The sequence below is a fragment of the Azospirillum ramasamyi genome (assembly GCF_003233655.1).
Classification (GTDB): domain Bacteria; phylum Pseudomonadota; class Alphaproteobacteria; order Azospirillales; family Azospirillaceae; genus Azospirillum; species Azospirillum ramasamyi.
Window position 1 is genome coordinate 663252 of sequence record NZ_CP029829.1, and the last position, 25785, is coordinate 689036.

Consider the following 25785-nt stretch of genomic DNA (forward strand, 5'->3'; position numbering starts at 1 on the left):
CCCATGCGCAAGCCCCTGATCGCCTCGGCGGTGCTGCACGTCGCGCTGGTCGCGCTGATGGTGCTCGGCATGCCGCCCAGCGATCGCAAGCTGGAGATCGCCTCCTCGATCCCGATCGAGATCGTCGACATCGGCGAGATCACCGAGGCCGCCCGCGTCGAGAAGGGCGAACCGCAGCCGGCCGCCAACGCCGCGCCGCGTCCGCCCGTGCCCGACGCCAAGCCGGCGCCGCCGGCGCCCGAGCCGCCGGACGAGGCGGACGAACCCCCTCCGCCGCCCCCGCCGCCCGCCCCGCCGCCCGCCAGGACGCCGGAGCCGCCGAAGGTCGCCCAGGTAACGCCGCCCCCGCGCGAGCCGACGCCGCCCAAGCCGGCCCCGACGCCCCCTCCTCCTCCGCCGCCACCCCCGCCGCCTCCGCCCCCGGATCCGGCTCCCTCGCCGACTCCCAAGCGGCCCGAGCCGCCGAAGCCCGAGCCGCCCAAGCCCGAACCTCCCAAGCCCGAACCGAAGAAGCCTGAGCCCCCGAAGCCGGAGCCGAAGAAGCCCGAGCCCCCGAAGCCGGAGCCGTCCAAACCGGAGCCGCCGAAGGCCGAGCCGAAAAAGCAGGAGCCGCTGAAGGCCGAGCCGAAAAAGCAGGAGCCGCCGAAGGAACCGCCCAAGGAGGTCGCGAAGGCCGATCCGAAGAAGACGGAAGCTCCGGCCAAGCAGCCGGAGAAGCCGTCCGCCAAGACCGACCCGCTGTCCGACCTGCTGTCGAACGTCGGGAAGATCAAGCCGTCGGACAACCCGAAGGCGGACGGCAAGGCATCGGCCAGCGCAAGCAGCGACGCCAAGCCCAGCCAGAAGACCGCATCCGCGGCTCCGGCCGGGGCGGCGAAGGCGACGACCGGCCCGGACCGGCCGTTCAAGCCGTCGGGCCGCGCGCTGGACGCCATCCGCGGGCAGCTGAGCAAGAACTGGAACTTCGACAGCGGCCGCAAGGACGCCGCGTCGATGCAGATCGAGATCCACGTCGAGGTCGGCCGCGACCACAGCGTGGTCCGCGCCTGGATCGACGACAAGTACAAGTCGCGCTATCAGTCGGACGCCGCCTTCCGCGCGTCGGCGGACGCCGCCGTGCGCGCGGTCAAGCGGTCGAGCCCACTGGAACTGCTGTCCAGCGAGTTCACGCCGGATACTTATGAAAGCTGGCGCTACATCGTGTTCAATTTCGACCCGAGGGACATGTTCTGACCATGACGACGAAGACGAGGCTTCTGCTGAAGCTGGCCGGGGCCACCGGCGCGCTTCTCCTCTCCCTCGGCGTTGCCGCTCCGCAGGAGGCGCGCGCCGAGTTGCGCATCGACATCACGCGGGGCGTATCCGAACCGCTGCCGATCGCGATCACCAGCTTCGCCGGCTCCGGCGGGCGTGACGCGCAGATGGGCGCCGACATCTCCAAGGTCATCTCCGACGACCTGGAGCGCTCCGGCCTGTTCAAGCCGCTCGACCCGCGCGGCTTCCTGCAGACCCCGGATCAGCTGCGCACCGGCGAGCCGCGCTATCAGGACTGGAAGGCGCTGGGCGCCCAGGCACTGGTCGCCGGCAACACCACCACCGGCCCCGACGGCCGCATGAAGGTCGATTTCCGCCTGTGGGACGTCGCCGCCGGCCAGTACATGCAGGGGCTGAGCTACAGCGCCTCGCCGCAGGAATGGCGCCGCATCGCCCACATCGTGGCCGACGCCATCTACAAGCGGCTGACCGGCGAGGACGGCTATTTCGACACGCGCATCGTCTATGTCGCCGAATCCGGCCCGGCGAACGCGCGCAAGAAGCAACTGGCCATCATGGACCAGGACAGCGCCAACCATCAGTTCCTGACCGACGGGCAGACGCTCGTCCTGACGCCGCGCTTCTCGCCGACGTCGCAGGAAATCACGTACATGTCGTACTTCAACAAGAAGCCGCGCGTGTACCTGTTCAACATCGACACCGGCCGCCAGGAGGTCCTGGGCGACTTCCCCGGCATGACCTTCGCTCCGCGCTTCTCGCCGGACGGCAACAAGGTCATCATGTCGATGGCCCAGAACGGCAACACCGACATCTACACGCTGGACCTGCGCACCCGCCGCCAGACCCAGCTGACCGACGCGCCGGGCATCGACACCAGCCCCAGCTATTCGCCGGACGGCCAGCGGATCGTGTTCGAGTCGGACCGCGGCGGCACGCAGCAGCTCTACACCATGAACGCCGACGGGTCGGGCGTGAAGCGGCTGACCTTCGGCGAGGGCCGTTACGGTACGCCGGTGTGGTCGCCGCGCGGCGACCTGATCGCATTCACGCGCCAGCGGGGCAGCAGCTTCGCAATCGGCGTAATCCGTCCGGATGGTACGGGGGAACGAATCCTGACCGAGGCGTTCCACGTCGAGGGGCCGACCTGGGCGCCGAACGGGCGTGTTCTCATGTTCTTCAAGGACTTGCCGTCGGGTGACGGTCGTGGCCGCAACGCCAAGCTGTACAGCATCGACATCACCGGTGCCAACGAGCGCCGCGTCAGCAGCCCGGTCGACGCCTCGGATCCCGCGTGGTCGCCCTTGATTCCCTAGTGGAGTAGCCCTATTTTGCGGCCACGCGGGAGCAATGCTCAAGACTTAGGTTGGACGTCGTCTTTTCGTCGGGGCTTGGCGGAAAGAAGCGGCTCTCGCGCTGACAATTGTCCGACCGCTCAACAAGTTTCGTTCAAGGGGTCCCTGAACATGCGTATGAAGTTCCTCGCTATCGCCGCGGTCGCTCTGCTCGCCGCTTGCGAATCCACGCCGAACGACGCCGCCAACGGCGCGAACACCGGTGCCCAGCAGTCGTCGGTCCGTCCGGGTTCGGCGGAAGATTTCGTCGTCAACGTCGGCGACCGCGTCTTCTTCGGCCTGGATCGCTTCGACCTGTCGCCGGAGGCCCGCGCCACCCTGGACCGTCAGGCCAAGTGGCTGGAGACCTACGGCTCGGTGACCGTCACCATCGAAGGCCATGCCGACGAGCGCGGCACCCGCGAGTACAACCTGGCGCTCGGCGAGCGCCGCGCCAACTCGGTGAAGAACTACCTGGCCGCCAAGGGCATCACCCCGAACCGCGTCAATGTCGTGTCCTACGGCAAGGAGCGTCCGGCGGTGGTTGGCTCGGGTGAGGCCGCCTGGTCGCAGAACCGCCGTGGCGTGACCGTCGTCAACTGATGACGCCGGTCCCCGCCTGACGGGGAATTGGGAGAAGGCGCCGCCGCCGGGAAACCGGTGCGGCGCCTTTTCTTTTGGCGGCAGGGATTTCCGCCGGGGGAAAATGACGATGGCGGTTCTTTGCGCCGCTGCGAAACTTCTGCTAAACAGCGGCCATCGCGATGCCTTTTTCGTTTGCCATGGTCACCGCGGGCGCTTACGTCCCGGCCTCAGATCTCCTCAGGATCCCACGCGCATGACCCACATCCGTCCCGTCGCCGCCCTGCTGCTGGGTGGCATGCTCGCGGCAAGCCCCGCACTGGCCCAGTCGAACGGGCAGATCGAGCGGCTGCAATCGCTGGAAACGCAGGTCGCGGCGCTGGGCGGGCCGGTGGAGGTGGCGCAGCTGTCGCCCTCCGTCGCGGCGGATTTCGAGATCCGGCTGCAGAATCTGGAGCGGTCGATGCAGCAGCTGACCGGCAGGTACGAGGAGTCGACCCATCAGATCACCCAGCTGCGCGAGCGTCTGGAGAAGGTCAACGGCGACATCGACTTCCGCCTGAGGGAGCTGGAGAAGGGCGGCGGCGCCATGGGGGGCGCCATGGGGGGCGCGATGTCCGACGCCGCTCCGCCCAAGGCCGCCGCGAAGGCGGACGACAGGAAGACCGCCGACAAGCCGGCCCAGACCGCTGCCGCCAACCCGCCGTCCAGCGCCGGGCTGTCGCCGGAAAAGCAGTATGAGCAGGCGTTCGAACTGCTGCGGAACTCCGACTACGACCGGGCGGAGAAGGCGCTGCAGGAGTTCATCGTCAAGAACAAGAGCCATGCCTATGCCGGCAATGCGCAATACTGGCTGGGCGAGAGCTATTACGTCCGCAACAGGTATCCGGAAGCGGCCCAGGCCTTCGCGGAAGTGCTGTCCAAGTACCGCAACAACCCGAAGGCGGCGGACAGCCTGCTGAAGCTTGGCATGACTCTGCAGCAGCTGAACAAGAAGTCGGATGCCTGCACCGCCTTCAGCCAGTTGCTGACCAAGTTCCCGGAAGCCTCGGCCAGCGTGAAGCGCCGCGCCGACACGGAGCGCAAGCGCATCAACTGCCCGGCCTGATGGCCGTCGCCGACACCGGACCGGGCGACGACGCCCCGGTGACGCCGGGGGAGTTCGCCCGCGCGATGGCGGCGCTGGACGGCATCGAGCCGGCGCCCGCCGTGGCGGTCGGCCTGTCCGGCGGCGGCGACAGCCTGGCGCTGGTCCTGCTGCTGCGGCATTGGGTCGCAGAGCGGGGCGGCAGCCTGCTGGCTCTCACCGTCGATCATGGTTTGCGTGCCGAATCCGCCGAGGAGGCGGCGGCGGTCGGGCAGGTCATGGCCCGCCTGAATATTCCCCACCGCGTGCTGCGCTGGGAGGGGGCGAAGCCGGCGGCCGGGCTGCAGGCGGCGGCACGGACGGCGCGCCATCGGCTGCTGGCCGACGCCTGCGTCGAGGCCGGCATCCTGCATCTGGCGCTGGCCCACCACCGCGACGATCAGGCGGAGACGGTGCTGCTGCGGCTGGCCCGCGGCTCCGGCACCGACGGGCTGGCCGGAATGGCGGCGGTGCGCGCCGATGGCGCCGTCCGGGTGATCCGTCCGCTGCTCGGCTTCTCCCATGGCCGGCTGCTGGCGACCTGCCGCGCCGCCGGATTGGAGTGGGTCGAGGATCCGTCCAACCGCAACCCGCGCTTCGCCCGCGCCCGCCTGCGCGCCGCGTGCGATCTGCTGGGCGGGGAGGGGCTGGACGGCGACCGGCTGTGCGAGGTCGCCCGCCGGGCCGGTCGTGCCCGCGCCGCGCTTGAACGGGCGACCGCCGATTTGCTGGCGCAGGCCGCGACCATCCACCCCGAAGGCTGGGTCACGTTGGATCCGGCCTCGCTGTCGGCTGCACCGGAAGAGATCGCGCTGCGGGCGCTGGCCCAGGCGCTGGCGACGGTCGGCGGGGCCGGACCGGTGCGGGACGAGGCGCTGGAGCGTCTGCTCGGCTCGCTGGCCGACGGGCAGGGTGGAACCTTGGGCGGATGCGTGGTGCGGCTGCGCCGCGGCTCCGTCATGGTCGCGCGCGAGCCGGCGGCTGTCATGGAGCGGCTGACAGTTCCGCCCGGCGGTCGCGTGCTGTGGGATGGGCGTTTCGACCTGCGGGTGTCGGGCCGGTGGACGAGGCCTGTCGAGGTCGCGGCGCTTGGGGGCGCGGGCTGGCGCGAACGGGCGGGGAGAGGCGGGCATTCGGGGTTGCCCGATCTGCCGGTTCCGGTGCGCGAAACGCTGCCAAGCCTTTGGTTAGGCACGGAAATGCTTGCCATTCCGACCATCGGTGGGGCATACGGGTTCGGCGTGGATGGAAAGGACCCGGGAGATCGCGCGAACTTCCGCCCGATTTCCCCGTTGGGAAGACCAGCTTTTACGGTTGTTTCGGACCGGCGCGGCATTATTTAATCTGGGAACGTGCCCGTAGGAGTCCGGGGTGCGGCCTTGTCGGCGCACCGCATGGCGATGGGTTCGCAGAAAGGCGTGTGACGTGAACAATTTCGGCAAGAACCTCGCGCTCTGGATCATCATAGGGCTACTGCTGGTGGCCCTGTTCAACCTATTCCAGAGTTCCTCCACCCGCAGCCCGCAAACGACCGTTCCGTTCAGCGAGCTTCTCGCCGAAGTGGACCGGGGCCAGGTCGCCGACGTGACGATCAAGGGCAACCAGGTTTCGGGCCATTTCTCGGACGGCCGCTCCTTCAGCACCTATGTCCCGCCCGAAGCGGGGCTGGTCGAGCGCCTGACCAACAAGAACGTCCGGATCAACGCGGTCCCCGACGACAGCAACGTCCCGTCGCTGTTCTCGGTGCTGCTGTCCTGGTTCCCGATGCTGCTGCTGATCGGCGTGTGGATCTTCTTCATGCGCCAGATGCAGTCCGGCGGCGGCAAGGCGATGGGCTTCGGCAAGTCGCGGGCCCGCCTGCTGACCGAGAAGGTCGGGCGCGTGACCTTCGACGACGTCGCAGGCATCGACGAGGCCAAGCAGGAACTGACGGAAATCGTCGAGTTCCTGAAGGATCCTCAGAAGTTCCAGCGGCTGGGCGGCAAGATCCCGAAGGGCTGCCTTCTGGTCGGCCCGCCGGGTACCGGTAAGACGCTGACCGCCCGCGCGGTGGCCGGCGAAGCCAATGTGCCGTTCTTCACCATTTCCGGTTCGGACTTCGTCGAGATGTTCGTCGGCGTGGGTGCGTCCCGCGTCCGCGATATGTTCGAACAGGGCAAGAAGAACGCCCCCTGCATCATCTTCATCGACGAGATCGACGCGGTTGGCCGCCATCGCGGCGCCGGCCTGGGCGGCGGCAACGACGAGCGCGAGCAGACCCTCAACCAGCTGCTGGTCGAGATGGACGGCTTCGAGGCGAACGAGGGCGTCATCCTGATCGCCGCGACCAACCGTCCGGACGTTCTCGACCCCGCACTGCTGCGTCCGGGCCGCTTCGACCGTCAGGTCGTGGTGCCGAACCCCGACGTGCTGGGCCGCGAGAAGATCCTCAAGGTCCACATGCGCAAGGTGCCGCTGTCGCCGGACGTCGACGCCAAGGTCATCGCCCGCGGCACCCCCGGCTTCTCCGGCGCCGATCTGGCCAACCTGGTCAACGAGGCGGCGCTGCTCGCGGCCCGCATCGGCAAGCGCGTCGTCGGCATGGCCGAGTTCGAGGCGGCCAAGGACAAGGTCATGATGGGTGCGGAACGCCGCTCCATGGTGATGACCGAGGACGAGAAGAAGCTGACCGCCTACCACGAGGCCGGCCACGCCATCTGCGCCATCCACTGCGCCGACAGCGACCCGGTCCACAAGGCCACCATCATCCCGCGCGGCCGTGCGCTGGGCATGGTGATGCGTCTGCCGGAAGGCGACCGCATCAGCCTGTCGCAGGCCAAGCTGCTGGCCGACCTGTGCGTCGCCATGGGCGGCCGCATCGCCGAGGAGCTGATCTTCGGCAAGGAGCGGGTGACCACCGGCGCCTCGGGCGACATCAAGATGGCGACCGAGATGTCGCGCCGCATGGTGACGGAGTGGGGCATGAGCGACAAGCTCGGCCCGCTGCTGTACGGCGAGCCGACGCAGGAGGTGTTCCTGGGCCATTCCGTGACCCAGCACAAGAACATGTCCGACCGCACCGCCCAGCTGGTCGACGAGGAAATCCGCCGCATCGTGGACGAGAGCTACGAGCGCGCCCGGACCATCCTGACCGAGAACATCGACCAGCTGCACACCCTGGCCAAGGGCCTGCTGGAGTACGAGACGCTGAGCGGCGACGAGATCAACCGTCTGCTGCGCGGCGAGCCGATCCTGCGCGACGACGACCGCGAGACGGTCGCCGCCCCGCCGCCGCGCCCGACCGCCGGCGGACGCCGCTCCTCCGTTCCGCCCAGCAGCGGACAGGAAAGCGGCGGCATGGGTCCGGAGCCGCAGGGTACGTAAGGCTTCGGAACGTGGACATGGAAAAGGCGGCGCTGCAAGGCGCCGCCTTTTTCTTTGGTGGTTTCCTGAGAGAGAGCGGTTGGGCACCCCCCGAGATAATCCTCAGAAAGCGCCCTTCTGTTCGCGGCGGCGGTCGAGCGCGACGTCGAACTGGCGGAGCAGCTTCTGCATGCCCTCGAAGTAGAGCTTGCGGGACGGGGTGTTCTTCATGCAGCGGGCGTCCAGATGGGCGACGCTGGTCAGCGCCGAGACGCAGTAGCCGAGCAGCCAGTAGCGCGAGCGGATGCTGCGCAGATAGTCGCGGAAAGGTTCCGGCTGGCCGTTCATGAAGCTGCTGAAGGCTGTCTCGTAGTCCGACAGGATGGTGCGGATGTCCATCAGCGTCGTCTCCAGCAGCTTGCCCACCTTCTCGATGTGCATCAGCAGCTGGGTCTCGTAGGGCTTGTGCATGCGGATATCGACCGGAATGCATTCCCGCGACTTCAGCCAGGTCAGGATGATACGGGCGCGCGGGGCGATCCGGCGCAGCTGGTATTCGTAGAAGGTGGTGCCCTTCCAGGCGCTGAAGATGGTGTCGGCCTCCGCCCGCTCGATGCCGAAGGCGGAGACGAACAGGCCGGCTTCCTCGAGGTTGGGATTCCAGATCGCTTCCAGGAAGCGCTCGATGCTCTGGGCGTTGCCCTGGCCGCCGGAGAGCGCCTTGCGGACGATCGGCTCGATCCGGGCGCGGATCAGGCGGCGGAGCTGGTGGTCCTCCTCGTTGCTGATCAGCCAGTGGCGCGGATCGACGTTGACCTTCTCCCCCTCGAAGCAGGTCTTCAGCAGGAAGGCGTCGAGCGACGGGACCTCGTCGATCATCTGCAGCAACTTCATGTCGCCGATGATGCCGTTTTCCTGCGGCCCGTGCTTGATGCCGAACTGCTCCTCCAGCAGCGTCTCGCTGTTGCGGCCGCGCAGATAGACGGCGACGCCGCCGGATTCGGGAGCCTTGGCGTTGTGCGGCACGTAGATGCCGGTTTCGACCGGCCGGCTGCCGCCCTCCAGCTCCTCGTCCTCCGCCATCGGATCGCCGCCGTCGTCGTCGCGGTCGTCGAAGTTCGGATACTTGAAGAGGATGCAGTTGTTCAGGCCCTGGGCCTTGAACATGCGCTGCTCTTCGGGGATCTCGCGCGTGATGGCGATGAGATTCATCGACACGCTGGACCCGCCGTAAAGGATCTGCTCAAGGATCGGAGAAACCGAATCCATTTTCTTGCGAGCGCGCATGAATATTATCCAAATCCGCGAATATTGCGCAAATCATAAACGCCGCCTCCGCAAACGCAAAGAGGGATCGGCTGACCGATCCCTCTCTTCATCATACGATTGCAGGCGCGCTGCCGCCGCTCAACCGGGCTGGCCTCAGCCGGCCTTCGGCGTGCCGCCCAGCGAGCCCAGCAGGCTGGCGACCTCGGCGGCCTCGTCCACGGCGACCATGCCGACGGTGTGATAGCCGCTGTCGACATGCATCACCTCGCCGGTGACGCCGCTGCCGAGATCGGACATCAGGAACAGGCCGGCGCCGCCGACCTCCTGGATGGTGACGTTGCGCTTCAGCGGGGCGTTCAGCTCGTTCCATTTCAGGATGTAGCGGAAGTCGCCGATGCCGCTGGCGGCCAGAGTCTTGATCGGGCCGGCGGAGATGGCGTTGACACGGATGTTGCGGCCACCCAGATCGACGGCAAGATAGCGCACGCTCGCCTCCAGCGCCGCCTTGGCCACACCCATCACATTATAATGGGGCATGACGCGCTCGGCGCCGTAATAGGATAGAGTGAGCAGGCTGCCGCCATCCTTCATCAACGGCACGGCGCGTTGCGCCACCGCGGTGAAGGAATAGCAGGAGATGTCCATCGTGCGCAGGAAGTTGGCCCGAGTCGTGTCCAGATACAGCCCGTCCAGTTCGTTCTTGTCGGAAAAGGCGATGGCATGAACCACGAAGTCCAGCCCGCCCCATTCCTTCTCGATGGCGTCGAAGGTCGCATCGATGCTGCCCTCGTCCGTCACGTCGCAGGGCAGGACCAGCTTGGCGCCGACCTGCTCGGCCAGCGGCTTCACCCGCTTCAGCAGAGCGTCGCCCTGGTATGTGAAGGCAAGCTCCGCCCCGTGCTGGGCCAGGGTGGAGGCGATCCCCCAGGCGATCGAACGATCGTTGGCCACGCCCATGATCAGGCCACGCTTGCCGGCCATGAGCGGCATCGGATTGGACATCGGAACCTCGTGAACGACGGAATTGCTGCGGCAACAGCCGCGAAAAGTGGGGCGCATCCTACACGAAAGCGCCCAGCGGTCAAACCGACGCGGGCTGTATTGCCGCAGGAGGCGCCGCATGTCTCTTCATGAGGACAAACCGCACCCGGAGGAGGAGGAGCACGGCCGCATATTCCGTGGCCTGAGGGAGCTTGGAGGCTTCTTCGGCCATTCGATGATGCGCTTCTACAACGACAACTGCTTCCAGACCGCGGCGGCGCTGACCTACACTTCTCTGCTGGCGATCGTGCCGATCATGACGATCGGCTTCGCCATCTTCTCGGCCTTTCCGGCCTTCAGTGCGCTGCAGATGCGGATCCAGACCGCCGTCATCAAGAATCTGGTGCCGGAGATCGGCGACGCGATCCTGGAATATCTCAGCCGCTTCATGGCGAATGCCGGCCAGATGCCGATCTTCGGCGTGATCGGGCTGGCGATTTCGGCGGTGCTGCTGATCTGGACCATAGAGGGGTCCTTCGCCACCGTCTGGCGCGTGCGGGAGCCGCGTTCCTACGTCACCCGCATCCTGTCCTTCTGGGCGGTGGTGTCGCTGACGCCGCTGCTCGCCGGGGCGAGCCTGTCGCTGTCCAGCACGCTGTGGACTGCGCTGGAACTGGCGCATCTGGAGGGCGTGGTCCATCCGCTGGCCGGCATCGGCATGGTGCTGCCCTTCCTTCTGCAGGTGATCGGCTGCTCGCTGCTGTACCTGATAATCCCCAACCGCGACGTCTTCTGGCTGGACGCCCTGTGCGGCGGGGCCATCGGGTCGGTCCTGCTGGAGGTCTCCAAGGCGATCTTCGGCTGGTACATGCGCGAGTATCCGGCCTACCAGACCATCTACGGCGCCCTCTCCGTGGTGCCGATCTTCCTGTTCTGGCTCTACATCGCGTGGTCGACGGTGCTTTTCGGCGCGGTGGTCGCCGCATCCCTGCCGGAATGGCGGGCGGGCAAGGTCACCCGCGGCGGCATGGAGGGGCTGCTGCCGGCCCAACGGCTGGCGCTGGCGCTCGCCGTCCTGCACGAGCTGATGGAGGCGAGCCGCCTGGGCGTGGGCCTGCGCCGCCGCACGCTGGTCGGCCGCGTTCCGGTGGGCACGCTGCTGATCGACGGCATCCTGGAACAGCTGCGCGACGCCCATTGGGTCGCCCACACCACGCGCGACGCCTGGGTGGTGACCCGCGACATGGGCGAGGCGACGCTGCTGGAATTGATGAAGGCGCTGGGCATCGGCATGCGCGGCTCCGTCCATGGTCTGGGCGGGCTGGAACTGCCCTGGCAGGAGCGCACCGCCCGGCTGCTGGACGCCGCGGAGGCCAGCCAGAGCGATCTGCTGAGCGTGCCGCTGAAGACGCTGCTGACCGACGACCCGCCGCCGGAGGGACAGCCGGCGGGGCAGGGGGAGCGGCAAGGTGAGCGGCAAGGGGACAGGCAGGGGACGACGGCTCTGGTGCCGCTGCGGTCCGTGAAGAAGTAGCGCCCTCTCCCGGGGCGGGGGAGGGCGGCTGTCGCCGGACGAAGGGCGCCGTACTTGCCATCGGCTTCCGATCCTGACAGGTCAGGATCGGAAGCCGCCGGTATTACTCCAGCCCGGCCTTCTTGCGGACGTCGTAGCTGCGGGTCTTGGACCACTGCTCCACGAACTTGACCAGCTCGGCGTCTGGCGGGTCGGGGAGGACGACCTTCAGCTTCACATACTGGTCGCCCGGCTGCTTGGTGGCCTGGCTGACCACGCCCTTGCCGCGCAGCCGCAGGACGGAGCCGGTGTTGGCGCCGGGCGGCACCTTAACCGCCACCTTGCCGCTGATGGTCGGGACGTTGACGGTGGCGCCCAGAACCGCCTCGTTCAGGGTGATCGGCACCTCGACGTGGATGTCGCTGTCCTGCCGGGTGAAGTAGGGGTGGGATTCGACATGCACCTCGACGATGGCGTCGCCGTTGGGCATGCCGCCGATGCCGGGCAGTCCCTGGCCCTTCAGGCGAAGCTTCGTCTCGTTCTCCGTCCCGGGCGGGATGGTGACGTCGATGCTCTTGCCGTTGGACAGGTTGATGCGCCGCTTCGATCCGTTCGCCGCCTCCACGAAGGGGACGGTGACGGAATAGGAGATGTCGCTGCCGCGCACCCGCGGCCCGGCGGAGCCGCTGCCCATGCCGGCCCCGGCGCCGCCGGGACGGCGCCGGCCGCCGCCGAACAGGTCGGAGAACCAGTCGTCACCGCCGCCGAAGAAGCTGTCGTCGGCGGTGCTGCTGTAGGCCTTGCCCCGGCTGGTCCGGCCGCGGGTGCCGAAGCCCGCGTGCCGTTCCTGGCCGGAGGGATCGATCTCGCCCCGGTCGTAGCGGGCGCGCTTCTCGGTATCCGACAGCAGCGTGTAGGCGGCCGAGATTTCCTTGAACCGCTCCTCGTTGGCGGCATCGCCCGGCTTCAGGTCCGGGTGATGCTGCTTGGCGAGCTTGCGGTACGCCTTCTTGATGTCATCGGCACTGGCGGACCGGCTGACGCCGAGAACGCTGTAGGGATCGCGCGTAGCCACGGGCAGAAAATTCCCGCCCCAGGGGGGCTCAAGGGTTGCAGGTCGGACGCGTCACGAATTGCCGATGATCTTCCACGTACCGTCGGCCTGTTTGCAAGCGGTTCCGTAGGCCTGCTCCGTTCGCCCCTTGACCACGATGGTCTGCTGGAACTCGCGGCAGTATGTGCCGGTGCTGCTGTAACCGTCGCGGGTGGTGACGATGGTGCCGGAATTGCCCGACTGCGGGTTGTTCCAGTTGATGCGCTCGCCGACCGGGGCGGCATAGGCCTGACGGGCCGCGGTCTCGGCATAGCTGGCATCGGCCCTGTCGAGAGAGCTGCCGACCTCGCGGCCGATGAAGGCGCCCAGCAGAGTGCCGACGCCGGTCGCCACCAGCTTGCCGGTGCCGCCGCCGATCTGCGATCCGATCAGACCGCCGGCGATCGCGCCGCCGGCCGTGCCGATCGTTTCCTTCTGGCCACCCAGCTGGCAGCCTGCCAGCAGGCTGGCGACGATCACGGCCGGAACGACTTTCTTCACGAACATCCTTGCGCCTCGAAAAGGTTGGTTGCCGCGGCACCTTATCGGTGGCTTCGCGGTGGACAGTGATATAAGCGACCCTATCCTTGCTGTGAATTGTGATGAGGCTGTGACCCTTTCGCTTTCGCACATTAGGACAGCTCCCGTCGCCGCCGGCGGGCGGTGCGGGACCAATCGAAACAGGACCCACGGGCATGACCGAGAGCAGCGAGCGCGACCCTTACGAACTCTTCGCCGAATGGATGAAGGAGGCCGAGCAGAGCGAGCCCAACGACCCCAACGCCATGGCGCTGGCGACCGCCGATGCCGCCGGCATCCCGTCGGTGCGCATGGTGCTGCTGAAGGGCGTCGATCCGCGCGGTTTCGTCTTCTACACCAACACCGAAAGCCGGAAGGGCGAGCAACTGCTCGCGAATCGGAACGCCGCCCTGTGCTTCCACTGGAAGTCCCTGCGCCGGCAGGTGCGGGTCGAAGGGCCGGTGGAGGTCGTGAGCGACGCCGAGGCCGACGCCTATTTCGAAAGCCGCCCGCGCGAAAGCCGCATCGGCGCCTGGGCCTCGCAGCAGTCGCGCCCGCTGGAGGGCCGGTGGGAGCTGGAGAAGCGCGTGGCCCAGTTCGCCGCCAAATACGCCATCGGCACCGTGCCGCGCCCGCCGTACTGGACCGGTTTCCGCGTCCTGCCGTCGCGCATCGAGTTCTGGCGCGACCGGCCCTTCCGTCTGCACGACCGGCTGGTCTACCGCCGGGCCGCCGAGGCGACGGACGCGACCCCGCCGGGCTGGACGACCGAGCGGCTTTATCCCTGAAAGTGGCCCTGAAACCGGCCCTCAACAGAGGCAGGTCGTGAGCGAAAACCTGGACAGCGCCGCTCGGGCGGACCGCCTGCGCCGCCGGGCCACCTATGCCAGCGTGACGGTGGCCGCCACCCTGATCGCGGCGAAGCTGGCGGCGTATCTGCTGACCGATTCCGTCAGCATCCTGTCGTCGCTGATCGATTCGAGCACCGACCTGATGGCGTCGCTGGTGACGCTGCTGGCGGTGCGTCAGGCCTTGCGGCCCGCCGATGCCGATCACCGCTATGGCCATGGCAAGGCGGAGGCGCTGGCGGCGCTGGCCCAGGCCGCCTTCATCGCCGGCTCGGCCGTGCTGCTGAGCGTGGAGGCGGTGCGGCGCATCCTGCGGCCGGAGCCGATCGCCGAGGGAACGGTCGGCGTCGCCGTCATGCTGCTGTCGATCGTGCTGACGGGCGCTCTCATCACCTTCCAGCGCCGGGTGCATGTGGCCACCGGCTCCGTCGCCATCGGGGCCGACCGGCTGCATTATGCCGGCGACCTGCTGATGAACAGCGCCGTCATCGTCGCCATCCTGCTGACCCAGGCGACGGGGCTCACCATCGTCGATCCGCTGTTCGGCTTCGGCATCGCCCTGTTCCTGCTGAACGGCGCCCGCGGCGTGGCGCGCGACGCGCTGGACGTCCTGATGGACCGCGAGTTGGGGCAGGAGGAGCGCGACCGCATCGTGGCGCTGGCGCGGGCCGAGCCGGGGGTGCGCGGCCTGCACGACCTGCGCACCCGCAACGCCGGTATCGGCTGCTTCATCGAGCTGCATCTGGAGCTGGACGGCAGCCTGACCCTGACCGCGGCGCACGAGATCGCCGACCGGGTGGAGCGGCGGCTGCGGGAGGCTTTCGACCACGCCGAGGTGATCGTCCATCAGGAGCCCGCCGGACTGGCCGACGACCGGCTGGACAACAGGATCGCCGGCTGACCGCGAGCCTTCGGGGTTTCCGGGAGGTTTTTTCTGGCTTTTTCCCGCGATGGGAGGCTGCGTTGCGGTACATCCCGCATTTCGTGATAATCCTCCGTTTGTCACAATCGAAGTGCGCGATTTTCCCTAAAGCTATCCTACCAAAGGACAGGGGTGCCTGAGTCCGCTTCGAACCTCCGCTCCGTTGCAAATATGTCTCAAATGCGCAATAATAGTGCTCGGGAGAAAGCGCTCGGTTACAAAACAGAAAGAATGGTGGGCAAAATGGATGGAAGCTTTACGCTTCGGCCGCATCTGATCGCGGACATCGCGACGGAAGCCGGCAATCTCGGCATCGAGATCGCGGACATCGCCGGCCACATCGAGGATGTGAACGCCCGCGTCACCCACCAGTCGGAGGTCTTCTCGCAGTTGCGGGAAACCGGCGCCAAGATGACCCGCAGCACGCAGCGCATCTCCGAAGCGTCGGCGGTCGCGCGGTCGGTCACGGAGCAGGCCCGCCAGGAGGTGGACAGCTCGCACGACAGGGTGCAGCGGTCACTGTCCGACATCCATGCGCTGGTGTCCTCGGTGACGGGGATCGAGGGGCAGATCGCCGGGCTGCGCGATGCGCTGGAGCGCGTCGGCAAGGTCGCCAAGGAGATCTTCACCATCGCCAAGCAGACCAACCTGCTGGCGTTGAACGCCACCATCGAGGCGGCACGCGCCGGTGACGCCGGGCGCGGCTTCGCCGTGGTCGCCAACGAGGTGAAGTCGCTGTCCACCAAGACCAGCGAAGCGACGACCGAGATCGACGCGACGCTGAAATACCTCAACGAGCAGGCACAGCGCCTGATGGCGGAGAGTGCCGCCAGCGCAGCCAAGGCCCGCGCGGTCAGCGAGGGCACGACGGCCATCGGCACGGTGATCGAGACGGTGGGCCGCGCCATGCGCGAGCTGAACGGCGAAACCGACAAGATCGACGCCGCCTCTGCCGAGATCGGCGCCAATTGTGGCGAGCTGGAACACGAGATCACCGATCTGGCCGCCGGGGTGAAGCTGTCCAGCGACAACCTCGCCCAGGCCCGCGACCGGGTGAACAATCTGGTCGGCATGAGCGAGCGGCTGATCGGCATCACCGCCGAACTGAACATCGAGACGGTCGATACCCCCTTCATCGCCGCGGTGAAGGACGCCGCCGCCAAGGTGTCCACCGCCTTCGAGGAGGCGCTTGCCCGCGGCGACATCAGCGAGGCCGACCTGTTCGACCGCAATTACCAGCCGGTCCCCGGCTCGAATCCCCAGCAGGTGACGACCCGCTACACCCAGCTGTGCGACCGCCTGCTGCCCGGCATCCAGGAGCCGGTGCTGTCCTCCAACGGCCGGATCGTCTTCTGCGTGGCGGTGGACGACAACGGCTATCTGCCCACCCACAACCGGCAATTCAGCCAGCCGCAGGGGCGCGATCCGGTGTGGAACGCCGCCAACTGCCGCAACCGGCGGATCTTCAACGACCGGGTCGGTCTGGCCGCCGGCCGCAACAGCAAGCCTTTCCTGCTGCAGACCTACCGCCGCGACATGGGCGGCGGGAAATATGTCCTGATGAAGGACGTTTCCGCGCCCGTCACGGTGCGAGGCCGTCATTGGGGCGGGCTGCGGCTGGCCTACAAGGTGTGAGGTCAAGGACCATTTCCCCCGCGTCTCCACTTGCCGAACATGCACCATCGTGTACATGGCATTGAATCGCGGTAAACTTCGCCGGTAAAAGGGGTCGAGACGGCGCGGACCGGCGCTCTGGAGGCGGGGGGAATGGGCTTCACGGTTACCTTCTGGGGCGTGCGCGGCACGATTCCCTGCCCGATGGCCTCGCATCTGGGCTTCGGCGGCAACACCTCCTGCGTCGAGGTGCGGGCCGGCAGCCAATGCATCATCATCGACGCGGGAACCGGGCTGCGCGCGCTGGGGCGCAAGCTGCTGGCCGAGGGAGTGACCGGCGCCACACTGCTGCTGAGCCACACGCATCTGGACCATATCAGCGGCTTTCCGTTCTTCGCGCCGGCCTACACCAAGGGCTTCGGCCTGCGGGTGATCTCCGGCCATCTCGCCGGCGGCCCGGACATCGAATCGGTGATGGCCCGCCAGATGGAACGGCCGCTGTTCCCGGTGCCGCTGCGCACCATGGGCGGCGACCTCAGCTTCCTGGAAGTGCCGCCCGGCCACAGCTTCAAGCTGGAGGGCGGGGTGCGCATCCACACGGCGGCGCTGAACCACCCGGACGGCGCCACCGGCTACCGCATCGAGTATCAGGGCCGCTCGCTCGCCTATGTCACCGACACCGAGCATGTGCCGGACCATCCCGACCGCAACATCCTGAACCTGGTGGATGGGGTCGACCTGCTGCTCTACGATTCGACCTACACCGACGACGAGTGGGCGCAGCGCGTCGGCTGGGGCCATTCCACCTGGATGGAGGCGGTGCGCATCGCCCGCGCCGCCCATGTGAAGACGCTGGGCCTGTTCCACCACGATCCCGACCATGACGACGCCACCATGGAACGGATCGAAGCCGCTGCGAAGGCGGAGTTCCCCAACTGCTTCGCCGCGCGCGAGGGCACGACGATCTCCCTGGACTGAATGCCCCCGCCAGAATGACCGCCACGATCCTGATCCTGTTCGGCGCCACCTATCTGGGCATGGCGCTGGGCCGCTTTCCCGGTCTCAGCATCGACCGCACCGGCATCGCGCTGGTCGCCGCCATCCTGCTGCTGGCGACCGGGGCGCTCGACACCGAGCAACTGGTGGAGGCGGTCGATTTTCCGACCATCTTCATCCTGCTGGGGCTGATGATCCTGTCGGCGCAATATGCCGGCAGCGGCTTCTACGACTGGTGCGCGCTGAAGGTGGCGCAGGCGGCGCGGTCGCCGGCGCGGCTGCTGGCGGTGATCGTGCTGGTCGCCGGCGGGCTGTCGGCGGTGCTGGCGAACGACGTGGTGGTCTTCGCCATGACGCCGATGCTGTGCGTGGGCCTGCTGGCGCGCAAGCTGGACCCGCGGCCCTATCTGATCGCGCTGGCCGGGGCGGCCAATGCCGGATCGGCGGCGACGGTGATCGGCAACCCGCAGAACATCCTGATCGGGCAGGTCGGGCATCTCGATTTCTGGCATTTCCTGGCCGTCTGCGGCGTGCCGGCTCTGGCCGCCATGCTGATCGTCTACGTCACGGTCTGGCTGGTCTGGCGCGGCCGCTTCGGCGAGCCCGAGGACGCGGGAACGGGCGGGACGGTGCCGGTGGCGCCGGTTCCCCTCGACCGCTGGCAACTGGGCAAGGCGGTGGCGGCGACGCTGGTGCTGCTGGTGCTGTTCACCCGCGACATCCCGCAGGAACACGCGGTTCTGCTGGTGGCCGGCGTGATGATGGTCAGCCGGCGCATGGCCAGCCGCGACATGCTGGGCATGGTGGACTGGCACCTGCTGATCCTGTTCGCGGCGCTGTTCGCCATCAACCATGCGCTGGGCCTGACCGGCATCCCGGCGGCGCTGGTCGGCGACCTCCAGGCGGCGGGGTGGCTGCCCGACCGGCTGGCGGTGATGGTGCCGCTGGCGCTCGCCGGCAGCAACAGCATCGGCAACGTGCCGGCGGTGATCCTGCTGCTGGCCGCCTGGCCAAGCCCGCCGGAAGGGGCACTCTACGGGCTGGCGCTGCTGTCGACGCTGGCCGGCAACCTGCTGCTGCCGGGGAGCCTCGCCAACATCATCGTGGCGGAGCGGGCGGCGGCAGCGGGCGTCCGGCTGGGCTTCGTCGAACATGCCCGCTGCGGCGTGCCGATGGCGCTGCTGTCGATGGCGGTGGCGGCGGTCTGGCTGTGGGCCGGCGGCTGGATGCCGCTCTGAACGGCGGTCCCCGGTCGTCTTCCTGTGATCATATCGCGATTATCTAAAATTCAAGCCTCTTCTGCGGCGCGCGGCAAATGGAGTAATCTGTTCGCGTAGCGGAGGGAGGGCGCGCAGTGAGTTTGGTCGTCCAGTTCATGGAATTCATCGAAAGCGCGCCGGACCAGTCGCTCCGCGCGCTGAGCGACCGCGTGCTGCGCAAATGCCGCGAGGTGACGGGGGCGGAGGCCGGAACGGTCTTCATGCTGCGCGGGCAGGGGCGGCACCGGCATCTGGAGGCGGTCAGCGCCCAGAATGACGTGATCAGAGCCAAATCCGCGCTGTTCACGGTCCCGGTGGACCAGACCTCCATCGTCGGCTATGTCGCGTCCACCGGCGAGACCCTGCTGCTGGACGACGCCTACGCGATCCCGGAGGAGCGGCCCTACCGCTTCAATCCCGCCTACGACCAGCGCACCGGCTTCCGCACCCGCTCGATCATGACCTTTGCGTTGAAGGGAGCTCACGACCGCCCCATCGGGGTGGTGCAGTTGATCAACCGGCGGCCCGTGCCGGGGGAAGAGGGGGAACCGATCTTCCTGCCGGAGCACGAGCAGATGATCGCACCGGTCAACCATATCGTCGGCCGTGTCCTGGAGCGCGCCGCGACCCTGGAACGGCTGACCGAACGCAACCGCGCCCTCACCAAGGAGCGCCGCCGCGTCGCCGAACTCCAGGCGGAGACGGAGCGCGCATTCATGGTGTCGGTCAACCTGTTGGCCCGCGCCGCCGAGGTGCATGACGAGGAGACCGGCAACCACATCCTGCGCGTCAACGAATACTCCTATGCTCTGGCCGGCTGGGCCGGCTGCAGCCGCGCCTTCTGCAAGGAAATCCGCTTTTCCGCCGCCCTGCACGATGTCGGGAAGATGAGCGTCGATCAGGCGGTCCTGCACAAGAAGGGCCGGCTGGACGAACGCGAACTGGCGGAGATGAAGCGCCACCCCATTTACGGCCACGACATCCTGATCGCGTCCGACCGGCTGAAGATGGCCGCGGAAATCGCGCTGTGCCATCACGAGCAGTGGGCCGGCACCGGCTATCCCCGCGGGCTGAAGGGGGAGGAGATCCCGCTCGCCGCCCGCATCGTCGCCATCGCCGACTGCTACGACGCGCTGCGCAGCGCCCGCCCCTACAAGCCGTCCTTCAGCCATGAGAAGACGGTGGACATCCTCTTGAACGGCGACGACCGGCTGGATCCCAAGGTGCATTTCGACCCCCGCCTGCTCTCCCTGTTCGCCGCCCGCCATGCGGAGTTCGACGCGATCTGGGAGGCGTTGAAGGACCGGGAGCCGGTCGAGGCCTGAGGACGGCCGCATTTCCAGAAGGCTCCCCCCGCAAGCCGCGCGCACCACCCTTGATCCGTATCAACGCGGATGGTCAGTGTTGCGGGTGAAATGGCCGGGCAGAGGGAGCGCCCATGAAGTATGTCGATGAGTTCCGTGATCCGGTCCTTGCCCGCAACGTCGCCGCCGCAATCGCGCGGGAGGTGCGGACCGACCGCTCCTATCATCTGATGGAGTTCTGCGGCGGGCACACCCACGCCATCTCCCGCTACGGCATCCCCGACCTGCTGCCGGGCAATGTCCGCATGATCCATGGGCCGGGCTGCCCGGTCTGCGTTCTGCCGGTGGGGCGGATCGACGACGCCATCGCGCTGGCCCGCCGGCCGGAGGTGACGCTGTGCACCTATGGCGACGTCATGCGCGTGCCCGGTTCGGGGCGGCTCAGCCTGCTGAAGGCCAAGGCGCAGGGCGCCGACGTCCGCATGGTGGTGTCGGCCGACGCCGCGCTGCGCATCGCCGCGGAGAATCCGGGCCGGCAGGTCGTGTTCCTCGCCATCGGTTTCGAGACGACGACCCCGCCCACCGCGCTGGCGGTGCGGGCCGCGGCGGCGCAGGGGCTGACCAACTTCTCCGTCTTCTGCAACCATGTGCTGACCCCTTCGGCCATCCAGGGCATCCTTTCGGGCACGGAGGAAGGGCTGTCGCTGGACGGCTTCGTCGGGCCGGCCCATGTGTCGGTCGTCATCGGCTCGGAAGCCTATGCTCCGGCCGCGGCGGTGCATGGCAAGCCGGTGGTGATCTCCGGATTCGAGCCGCTGGACGTCCTTCAGTCTATCCTGATGCTGGTTCGCCAGATCAACGACGGGCGGGCGGAGGTGGAGAACCAGTTCACCCGCGCCGTCACCGCCGACGGCAACCGCAAGGCGCAGGCGCTGGTGGCCGAAATCTTCGAGACGCGCCCGTCCTTCGAATGGCGCGGCCTGGGCAGCATCCCGCACAGCGGGTTGAAGCTGCGCGACGCCTATGCCGCCTTCGATGCCGAACGGCGCTTCCCCATCGCCGGGGCGAGCGTTCCCGACCACAAGGGCTGCGATTGCGGCGCCATTCTGCGCGGCGTGAAGCGGCCGGTCGACTGCAAGCTGTTCGACACGGTCTGCACGCCGGAGAACCCGATGGGCTCCTGCATGGTTTCGGCCGAGGGGGCCTGCGCCGCGCACTACACCTACGGACGGTTCCGCGACGCCTGACCGGGCGGCGGCCGCATCGGCGGTCCACATGCGGCTTTTCACCGCAGGCCGCTCACCGCAGGCTGGACGGGGGCCGCCCGGTTAAACATGATGCATGTGAAACAATCCGCCTGGCCCCTCATCGGTCCGGCGGAGAACGGCAGACGTCGAAAGACATCGCATTTCCTTCCGGGAGGGCCCGCATGACCTACAAGCACATCCTCGTCCACCTCGACGGCGGCCCGCATGTCGAGACCCGCCTCGACGCCGCCGTCGCGCTGGCGCAACGCCACGGCGCTTTCCTGCGCGGGCTGTTCGCGCAGGGCGACCGCAACGCCACCAGCGTGATCGCCCGCCGGTCCAGCGACCATCTGGCCGAGACGGCATCGCGCAGCGAGGCGCTGTTCCGGGAGAAGCTGGCGGCGGCCGGTCTTCAGGGCCAGTGGCACGGCCTGACCCATGGCGAATACAACCACGTCATCCGCGAGGTCATCATCTGGTCGCGCTTCGCCGACCTGACGGTGCTGGGCCAGTACGACCGCGAGGCTGGATCGCAGGCGGCGCCCGAGGAGCTGAACGAGCAGGTGGTGCTGAATTCCGGCCGTCCGGTTCTGGTCGTTCCCTATGCCGGCCGCTTCCCGGTGATCGGCAAGCGCATCGCCGTCGCCTGGAACGCCGAGCGTGAGGCCGCCCGCGCCCTGTCCGACGCCATGCCGATGCTGGAGAAGGCCGACGAGGTGACGGTGATCACGGTTCTGACCCACGCATCCAGCTCCGCGCCGGAGGCGCCGCGGGTCGGGCTGCTCGACCATCTCGCCTTCCACGGCGTGACGGCGGAGCAGACCCATTTCACCGTCACCGACATCGGCGCGATGGACGCGCTGCTGGCCCGTGCCATGGACACCGGCGCCGACCTGCTGGTGATGGGCGCCCACGGCCATTATGGCTTCCCGTTCCTGCATCGCGGCAGCGGCACCCGCCACGTCCTGCGCACCTGCCCGGTGCCGCTGCTGCTGTCGCATTGAGCCGGTAGGGGGACGAAATTCACCCCCTTAACTCTCCCGCTCCATCCGACCGGCCGCCGGCCGGCCGAGGGCGGGGGAGGGATGGGGAGGGGGCAAAAGCACCCGCTCCCCCGATGCTTCACGCCGCCTTCACCCCGCCCAGGAAGCTCTCCACCTCCTGGCGCAGCCGGGCGGATTCGCTGCTCAGATGGTCGGCGACGCTGCGGACCTCGCCGGCGGCGCGGCCGGTGTTGCCGGCGGCGCGGGTGACGCCGACGATGTTGCTGGTCACCTGCTGGGTGCCCTGGGCCGCTTCCTGGACGTTGCGGCTGATCTCCTGGGTCGCGGCGCTCTGTTGCTCCACCGCCGAGGCGATGGTCGCGGAGATCTGGCTGATCTCCGTGATGATGCGGCCGATTCCGTCGATGGCGGCGACGGCCTCGCGGGTGGCGCCCTGAATGGTGGCGATCTGGCCGGTGATGTCCTCGGTGGCCTTCGCCGTCTGGTTGGCGAGGCTCTTCACCTCGCTCGCCACCACGGCGAAGCCCTTGCCCGCTTCACCGGCGCGCGCGGCCTCGATGGTCGCGTTCAGCGCCAGCAGATTGGTCTGCGCCGCGATGTTGTTGATGAGATCGACCACCTCGCCGATCTTCTGCGCGCCTTCGGCAAGGCTGGAGACGACGGTGTTGGCGTGTCCGGCGCCGCTGACCGCCTGTTCGGCGACGCGGGTCGATTGCGAAACCTGACGGCCGATCTCGGCGATGGAGGAGGACAGCTCCTCCGCCGCCGCGGCGACGGTCTGGACATTGGCGGAGGCCTGCTCTGCCGCCGAGGCCACCGTGGTGCTCTGGCGGTTGGTCTCGTCCGCGGTGGTGGTCAGCGTGCCGGCCGACTGCTGCATCTGGGTGGCGGCGCCCGACAGGCTCTGGACCACCGCGGTCACATTGTTTTCGAATGCCCGCGTCAGTTCCTCCAGGCGGGCGGCGCGGCGGGCCTTGGCCTCCTCCTCGGCGCGCTGGATGGTGGCGAGGCGGTCGGCCTCGATGGCGTTGCGCTTGAACACGTCGACGGCGTCGGCCATGGCGCCGACCTCGTCGCGGCGGCCGATGCCGGGAACCTCGACCGACCGGTCGCCGTTGGCCAGCCGGCTCATCACGGCGGTCATGGCGACGATCGGGCTGGCGATGGCGCCACGCAGAAGCATCCCGGAAGCGGCGGCGACCAGAATGGAGGCGAGCGCGCCGACGATGGCGGTGGTGTAGCCGGTGGAGAAGGCGGACCGCTGCTCGGCGTAGCGCTCCTCCAGCAGCGCGCGTTCGGCATCCTCGATCTGCACCACCAGCGCGCGGATGCCGTCCATCGACGACTTGCCCATCGCCTTGGCTTCCATCGCGCGGGCTTCCTCGCGCGTTTCGGCCTTGGACATCAGAGCGATCTCCTTCTCGGCCACGGTCAGACGCCAGGTTTCGGCGTGCTTGCGCAGTTCCTCCAACCGGGCCTGCTGCTGCGGATTGTCGGCGGTCATGGACTTCACCTCCGCCAGGTAACGGTCGAAGGCCTGGGCGCCCTTGCGGTAGGGGTCCAGGAACGCCTCGTCGCCGCTGACCAGATAGCCGCGCAGGCCGGTTTCCTGATCGATCATCGCCATCAGCGCCGCGTCGGTCGTCTGAAGGACCCGGTAGGTGTGCAGCGTCCAGCCGATGGACGCCTGGATCGAGGAAAGGGTGGCGTAATTGGCGACGCTGATGATGCCGGTGATGGCGATCAGGGCAGCAAAGGCGGCCAGGAGCTTGCCGCCGATACGAAGGTTGGTGAACCAGGACATCGTGTTCCGCCTCATGTGACCGGTTGGGCTGCTTGCGTGCGCGGTCAATCGCCCCGCCCGAGGAATTCCATCCGATCGGGTTAATGGGTAGCCCGATCGAATGTTCCGTCTGATACGTCGGCGGCTTACGTTCCGATCATCGAAAATTCCGCGTATGCCGAAATCTTCGGACTATACCTTAGAGGCTATACCAGTTTTCCAAGTGAAGCGGCGGCAACGGCCCGGCGCCGTCCCGATGCGTCAGGAGCCGTTACTTGCGGTACAGTGGTATGGGTAGGTCATAGTGTCGCATCGATTTGGCGACAGCGATGGATCAGCGGCGCAGCCGCATGTCGATGTGGAGAATTCCGAAGTCGTCGTAGGGCTCGGTGATGCGGACGAAGCCGAAACCGCCGTAGAAGCGCTCCAGATGCTCCTGGGCTCCGATGACCACGTCGCGCTTCGGCCAGCGCTCCGCCAGCACCGCCAAGGCTTCGGCGACCAGCGCCCGCCCCAGCCCGGTGGAGCGCTGTGACGGATCGACCGCCAGCCGTCCGAAGGAGACCGGGGCATCCCGGCCCCCGTCATCAGGCTCTTCAGGATCGAGGCAACGGGCACAGCCGACGATGGCGCCGGACGCATCGCTGGCGATCAGGTGCAGGGCGCCGGGATCGCGGCCGTCGATGTCGGGGTAGGGGCAGGCCTGCTCGACCACGAACACCCGGCTGCGCAGGGCCAACAGGTCATGGAGTTCGCGAAGGCCGAGCGCGTCGAAGGCGACGCGGCGGATGTGCGGATTGGACATCGGGACGGCTGCGGGTCAGGCGATCGCGTTGCGGATCATGTAGTCGGCGATGTCCTTGGGCTTGACCTTGATTTCGGTCAGCGGCTCGTCGGCGGTCATCGCCCTGGCGACCAGCAGGCTGTTCTGCACATTGGTCAGGGCGATGCGGAAGACGCCGGCGGCACCCTTCAGCCGCGGATAATAGGTGGGGTCGATCACCTTCTCGCGCCGCCCGAGCCGGGTCAGCGCGGTTTCCTCGTCCAGCCCGTCGATCTCCTGGGAGGCGATCAGCTTCCAGTCGGTCTCGCCGCCCCAGCCGGCGGCGACGGCGGTTTTGACCGCCGCCTCGTCCTCCGCGACGCCCAGCTTGAAGATGTGCTTTCCCTGTCCGACGTCGGACGCCCATTTGGTCAGGGCGGCGCTGCGCGCGACGAAGACGACGGCCATGACGACTCGATCCTCTTTCTTGAAGGAAAAACGTTGCAAGCAGGTTACTGCAGCGAAGACTGGCGTGCGATCGGCGTGATCAGGATGCGGGTGACCACGTCCTTGCCGAACATGGCGACCATCGATTCGTCGATGCGGCGGCGCAGGGCCGGGACGTTGGCGATGTTGCCGCGGACGATCCAGCCCTCGTCGATGCCCTTGTAGATGGCGGTCAGCACGGCGTCGTGCAGGCGGGGGATGCTCAACTGCACCTCGCCCAGCCGCAGAGCGTCGCCGATCTCCAGGTTCACCTCCACCTGGGTGTATTTCTCGATCCGGCCCCCGTTCACCACCGGAACCAGCAGCGGCTTGATCCGTACCGACGGAGGCAGGGCGCCCGGCGCTCCTTCGGCCGCGGATGCCGGCAAAATGGCCGTCAGGATGCCAGCCAGCGTCAAAAACAGGTACAGGGCGAAGCGCGCCGCTGAAAGATGGGGGTGGGGGGAGGGGCAGGCAGGCAGAAGGCCACGCATGGCAAGACACCGCGAAGAACCGGACAGCCCTGGA

Annotated in this window: 23 protein-coding genes; 15 read left to right on the forward strand and 8 right to left on the reverse strand. The window is 67.8% G+C overall.

Features of this window, described 5'->3' with window-relative positions:
* The first annotated feature begins 3 nt into the window (after positions 1-3).
* From DM194_RS03085 to ftsH, 6 genes are all read left to right on the forward strand, one after another.
* A complete protein-coding gene (locus tag DM194_RS03085; protein ID WP_111065871.1) occupies positions 4-1233 on the forward strand; it encodes a hypothetical protein in 1230 nt (409 codons plus the stop codon).
* A gap of 2 nt (positions 1234-1235) precedes the next feature.
* Positions 1236-2588, forward strand: coding sequence for a Tol-Pal system beta propeller repeat protein TolB (gene tolB / locus DM194_RS03090; RefSeq protein WP_111065872.1), 1353 nt, complete (start codon positions 1236-1238; stop codon positions 2586-2588).
* Between the two features lie 150 nt (positions 2589-2738).
* Positions 2739-3209 carry a peptidoglycan-associated lipoprotein Pal gene (gene pal, locus DM194_RS03095; protein WP_111065873.1) on the forward strand — a complete coding sequence of 157 codons (471 nt, stop codon included), beginning with the start codon at positions 2739-2741 and terminating at the stop codon, positions 3207-3209.
* A gap of 235 nt (positions 3210-3444) precedes the next feature.
* Positions 3445-4296 (forward strand): tol-pal system protein YbgF, encoded by an 852-nt coding sequence (gene ybgF / locus DM194_RS03100; RefSeq protein WP_111065874.1) that lies wholly within the window; start codon positions 3445-3447, stop codon positions 4294-4296.
* On the forward strand, positions 4296-5657 hold the full coding sequence (gene tilS / locus DM194_RS03105; RefSeq protein ID WP_111065875.1) for a tRNA lysidine(34) synthetase TilS: 1362 nt from the start codon (positions 4296-4298) through the stop codon (positions 5655-5657). Before ybgF ends, tilS begins: the two co-directional genes overlap by 1 nt.
* 82 nt (positions 5658-5739) lie before the next feature.
* Positions 5740-7677 (forward strand): ATP-dependent zinc metalloprotease FtsH, encoded by a 1938-nt coding sequence (ftsH, locus tag DM194_RS03110; RefSeq protein WP_111065876.1) that lies wholly within the window; start codon positions 5740-5742, stop codon positions 7675-7677.
* A gap of 102 nt (positions 7678-7779) precedes the next feature.
* Here ftsH and DM194_RS03115 read toward each other — a convergent pair whose 3' ends face one another.
* On the reverse strand, positions 7780-8868 hold the full coding sequence (locus DM194_RS03115; RefSeq protein WP_246024315.1) for a hypothetical protein: 1089 nt from the start codon (positions 8866-8868) through the stop codon (positions 7780-7782).
* A 210-nt stretch (positions 8869-9078) separates the two neighbouring features.
* Positions 9079-9927 carry an enoyl-ACP reductase FabI gene (fabI, locus tag DM194_RS03120; RefSeq protein ID WP_111065878.1) on the reverse strand — a complete coding sequence of 283 codons (849 nt, stop codon included), beginning with the start codon at positions 9925-9927 and terminating at the stop codon, positions 9079-9081.
* A gap of 118 nt (positions 9928-10045) precedes the next feature.
* Here fabI and DM194_RS03125 point away from each other — a divergent pair, with 118 nt between their 5' ends.
* Positions 10046-11440 carry a YihY family inner membrane protein gene (locus DM194_RS03125; RefSeq protein WP_246024263.1) on the forward strand — a complete coding sequence of 465 codons (1395 nt, stop codon included), beginning with the start codon at positions 10046-10048 and terminating at the stop codon, positions 11438-11440.
* A gap of 103 nt (positions 11441-11543) precedes the next feature.
* Here the strand turns inward: DM194_RS03125 and DM194_RS03130 are convergent, their stop codons facing one another.
* Complete coding sequence (locus tag DM194_RS03130; RefSeq protein ID WP_111065879.1) at positions 11544-12494, reverse strand: DnaJ C-terminal domain-containing protein; 951 nt, start codon at positions 12492-12494, stop codon at positions 11544-11546.
* 51 nt (positions 12495-12545) lie between these two features.
* On the reverse strand, positions 12546-13019 hold the full coding sequence (locus tag DM194_RS03135; protein WP_111065880.1) for an RT0821/Lpp0805 family surface protein: 474 nt from the start codon (positions 13017-13019) through the stop codon (positions 12546-12548).
* A gap of 188 nt (positions 13020-13207) precedes the next feature.
* On the opposite strand from DM194_RS03135, the gene pdxH reads away from it, so the two are divergent.
* The 8 genes from pdxH to DM194_RS03175 all read left to right on the forward strand — a co-directional run bounded on the left by pdxH (position 13208) and on the right by DM194_RS03175 (position 22225).
* A complete protein-coding gene (gene pdxH, locus DM194_RS03140; protein WP_111065881.1) occupies positions 13208-13819 on the forward strand; it encodes a pyridoxamine 5'-phosphate oxidase in 612 nt (203 codons plus the stop codon).
* Positions 13820-13856: 37 nt separating this feature from the next.
* Positions 13857-14780 (forward strand): cation diffusion facilitator family transporter, encoded by a 924-nt coding sequence (locus tag DM194_RS03145; RefSeq protein WP_111065882.1) that lies wholly within the window; start codon positions 13857-13859, stop codon positions 14778-14780.
* 264 nt (positions 14781-15044) lie between these two features.
* Complete coding sequence (locus DM194_RS03150; protein WP_111067707.1) at positions 15045-16436, forward strand: methyl-accepting chemotaxis protein; 1392 nt, start codon at positions 15045-15047, stop codon at positions 16434-16436.
* Positions 16437-16568: 132 nt separating this feature from the next.
* A complete protein-coding gene (locus DM194_RS03155) occupies positions 16569-17393 on the forward strand; it encodes an MBL fold metallo-hydrolase (protein WP_111065883.1) in 825 nt (274 codons plus the stop codon).
* 14 nt (positions 17394-17407) lie between these two features.
* The gene (locus DM194_RS03160) at positions 17408-18649 is read left to right on the forward strand and encodes an SLC13 family permease (protein WP_111065884.1); all 1242 of its coding nucleotides are present in this window, start codon (positions 17408-17410) and stop codon (positions 18647-18649) included.
* A 116-nt stretch (positions 18650-18765) separates the two neighbouring features.
* Positions 18766-19995: an HD domain-containing phosphohydrolase gene (locus DM194_RS03165; protein ID WP_246024264.1), complete on the forward strand. Its 1230-nt coding sequence runs from the start codon at positions 18766-18768 to the stop codon at positions 19993-19995.
* A gap of 113 nt (positions 19996-20108) precedes the next feature.
* The gene (hypD, locus tag DM194_RS03170) at positions 20109-21221 is read left to right on the forward strand and encodes a hydrogenase formation protein HypD (protein WP_111065886.1); all 1113 of its coding nucleotides are present in this window, start codon (positions 20109-20111) and stop codon (positions 21219-21221) included.
* 182 nt (positions 21222-21403) lie between these two features.
* Entirely contained in the window at positions 21404-22225 is an 822-nt protein-coding gene (locus DM194_RS03175; protein WP_111065887.1) for a universal stress protein, read from the forward strand.
* Positions 22226-22343: 118 nt separating this feature from the next.
* Here the strand turns inward: DM194_RS03175 and DM194_RS03180 are convergent, their stop codons facing one another.
* The 4 genes from DM194_RS03180 to DM194_RS03195 form a co-directional block, all read right to left on the reverse strand.
* Positions 22344-24029: a methyl-accepting chemotaxis protein gene (locus DM194_RS03180; RefSeq protein ID WP_246024265.1), complete on the reverse strand. Its 1686-nt coding sequence runs from the start codon at positions 24027-24029 to the stop codon at positions 22344-22346.
* 313 nt (positions 24030-24342) lie between these two features.
* On the reverse strand, positions 24343-24813 hold the full coding sequence (locus DM194_RS03185) for a GNAT family N-acetyltransferase (protein WP_111065889.1): 471 nt from the start codon (positions 24811-24813) through the stop codon (positions 24343-24345).
* A 15-nt stretch (positions 24814-24828) separates the two neighbouring features.
* The gene (locus tag DM194_RS03190; RefSeq protein ID WP_111065890.1) at positions 24829-25239 is read right to left on the reverse strand and encodes a hypothetical protein; all 411 of its coding nucleotides are present in this window, start codon (positions 25237-25239) and stop codon (positions 24829-24831) included.
* A 44-nt stretch (positions 25240-25283) separates the two neighbouring features.
* Positions 25284-25751: a hypothetical protein gene (locus DM194_RS03195; RefSeq protein WP_246024266.1), complete on the reverse strand. Its 468-nt coding sequence runs from the start codon at positions 25749-25751 to the stop codon at positions 25284-25286.
* Positions 25752-25785 lie beyond the last annotated feature (34 nt).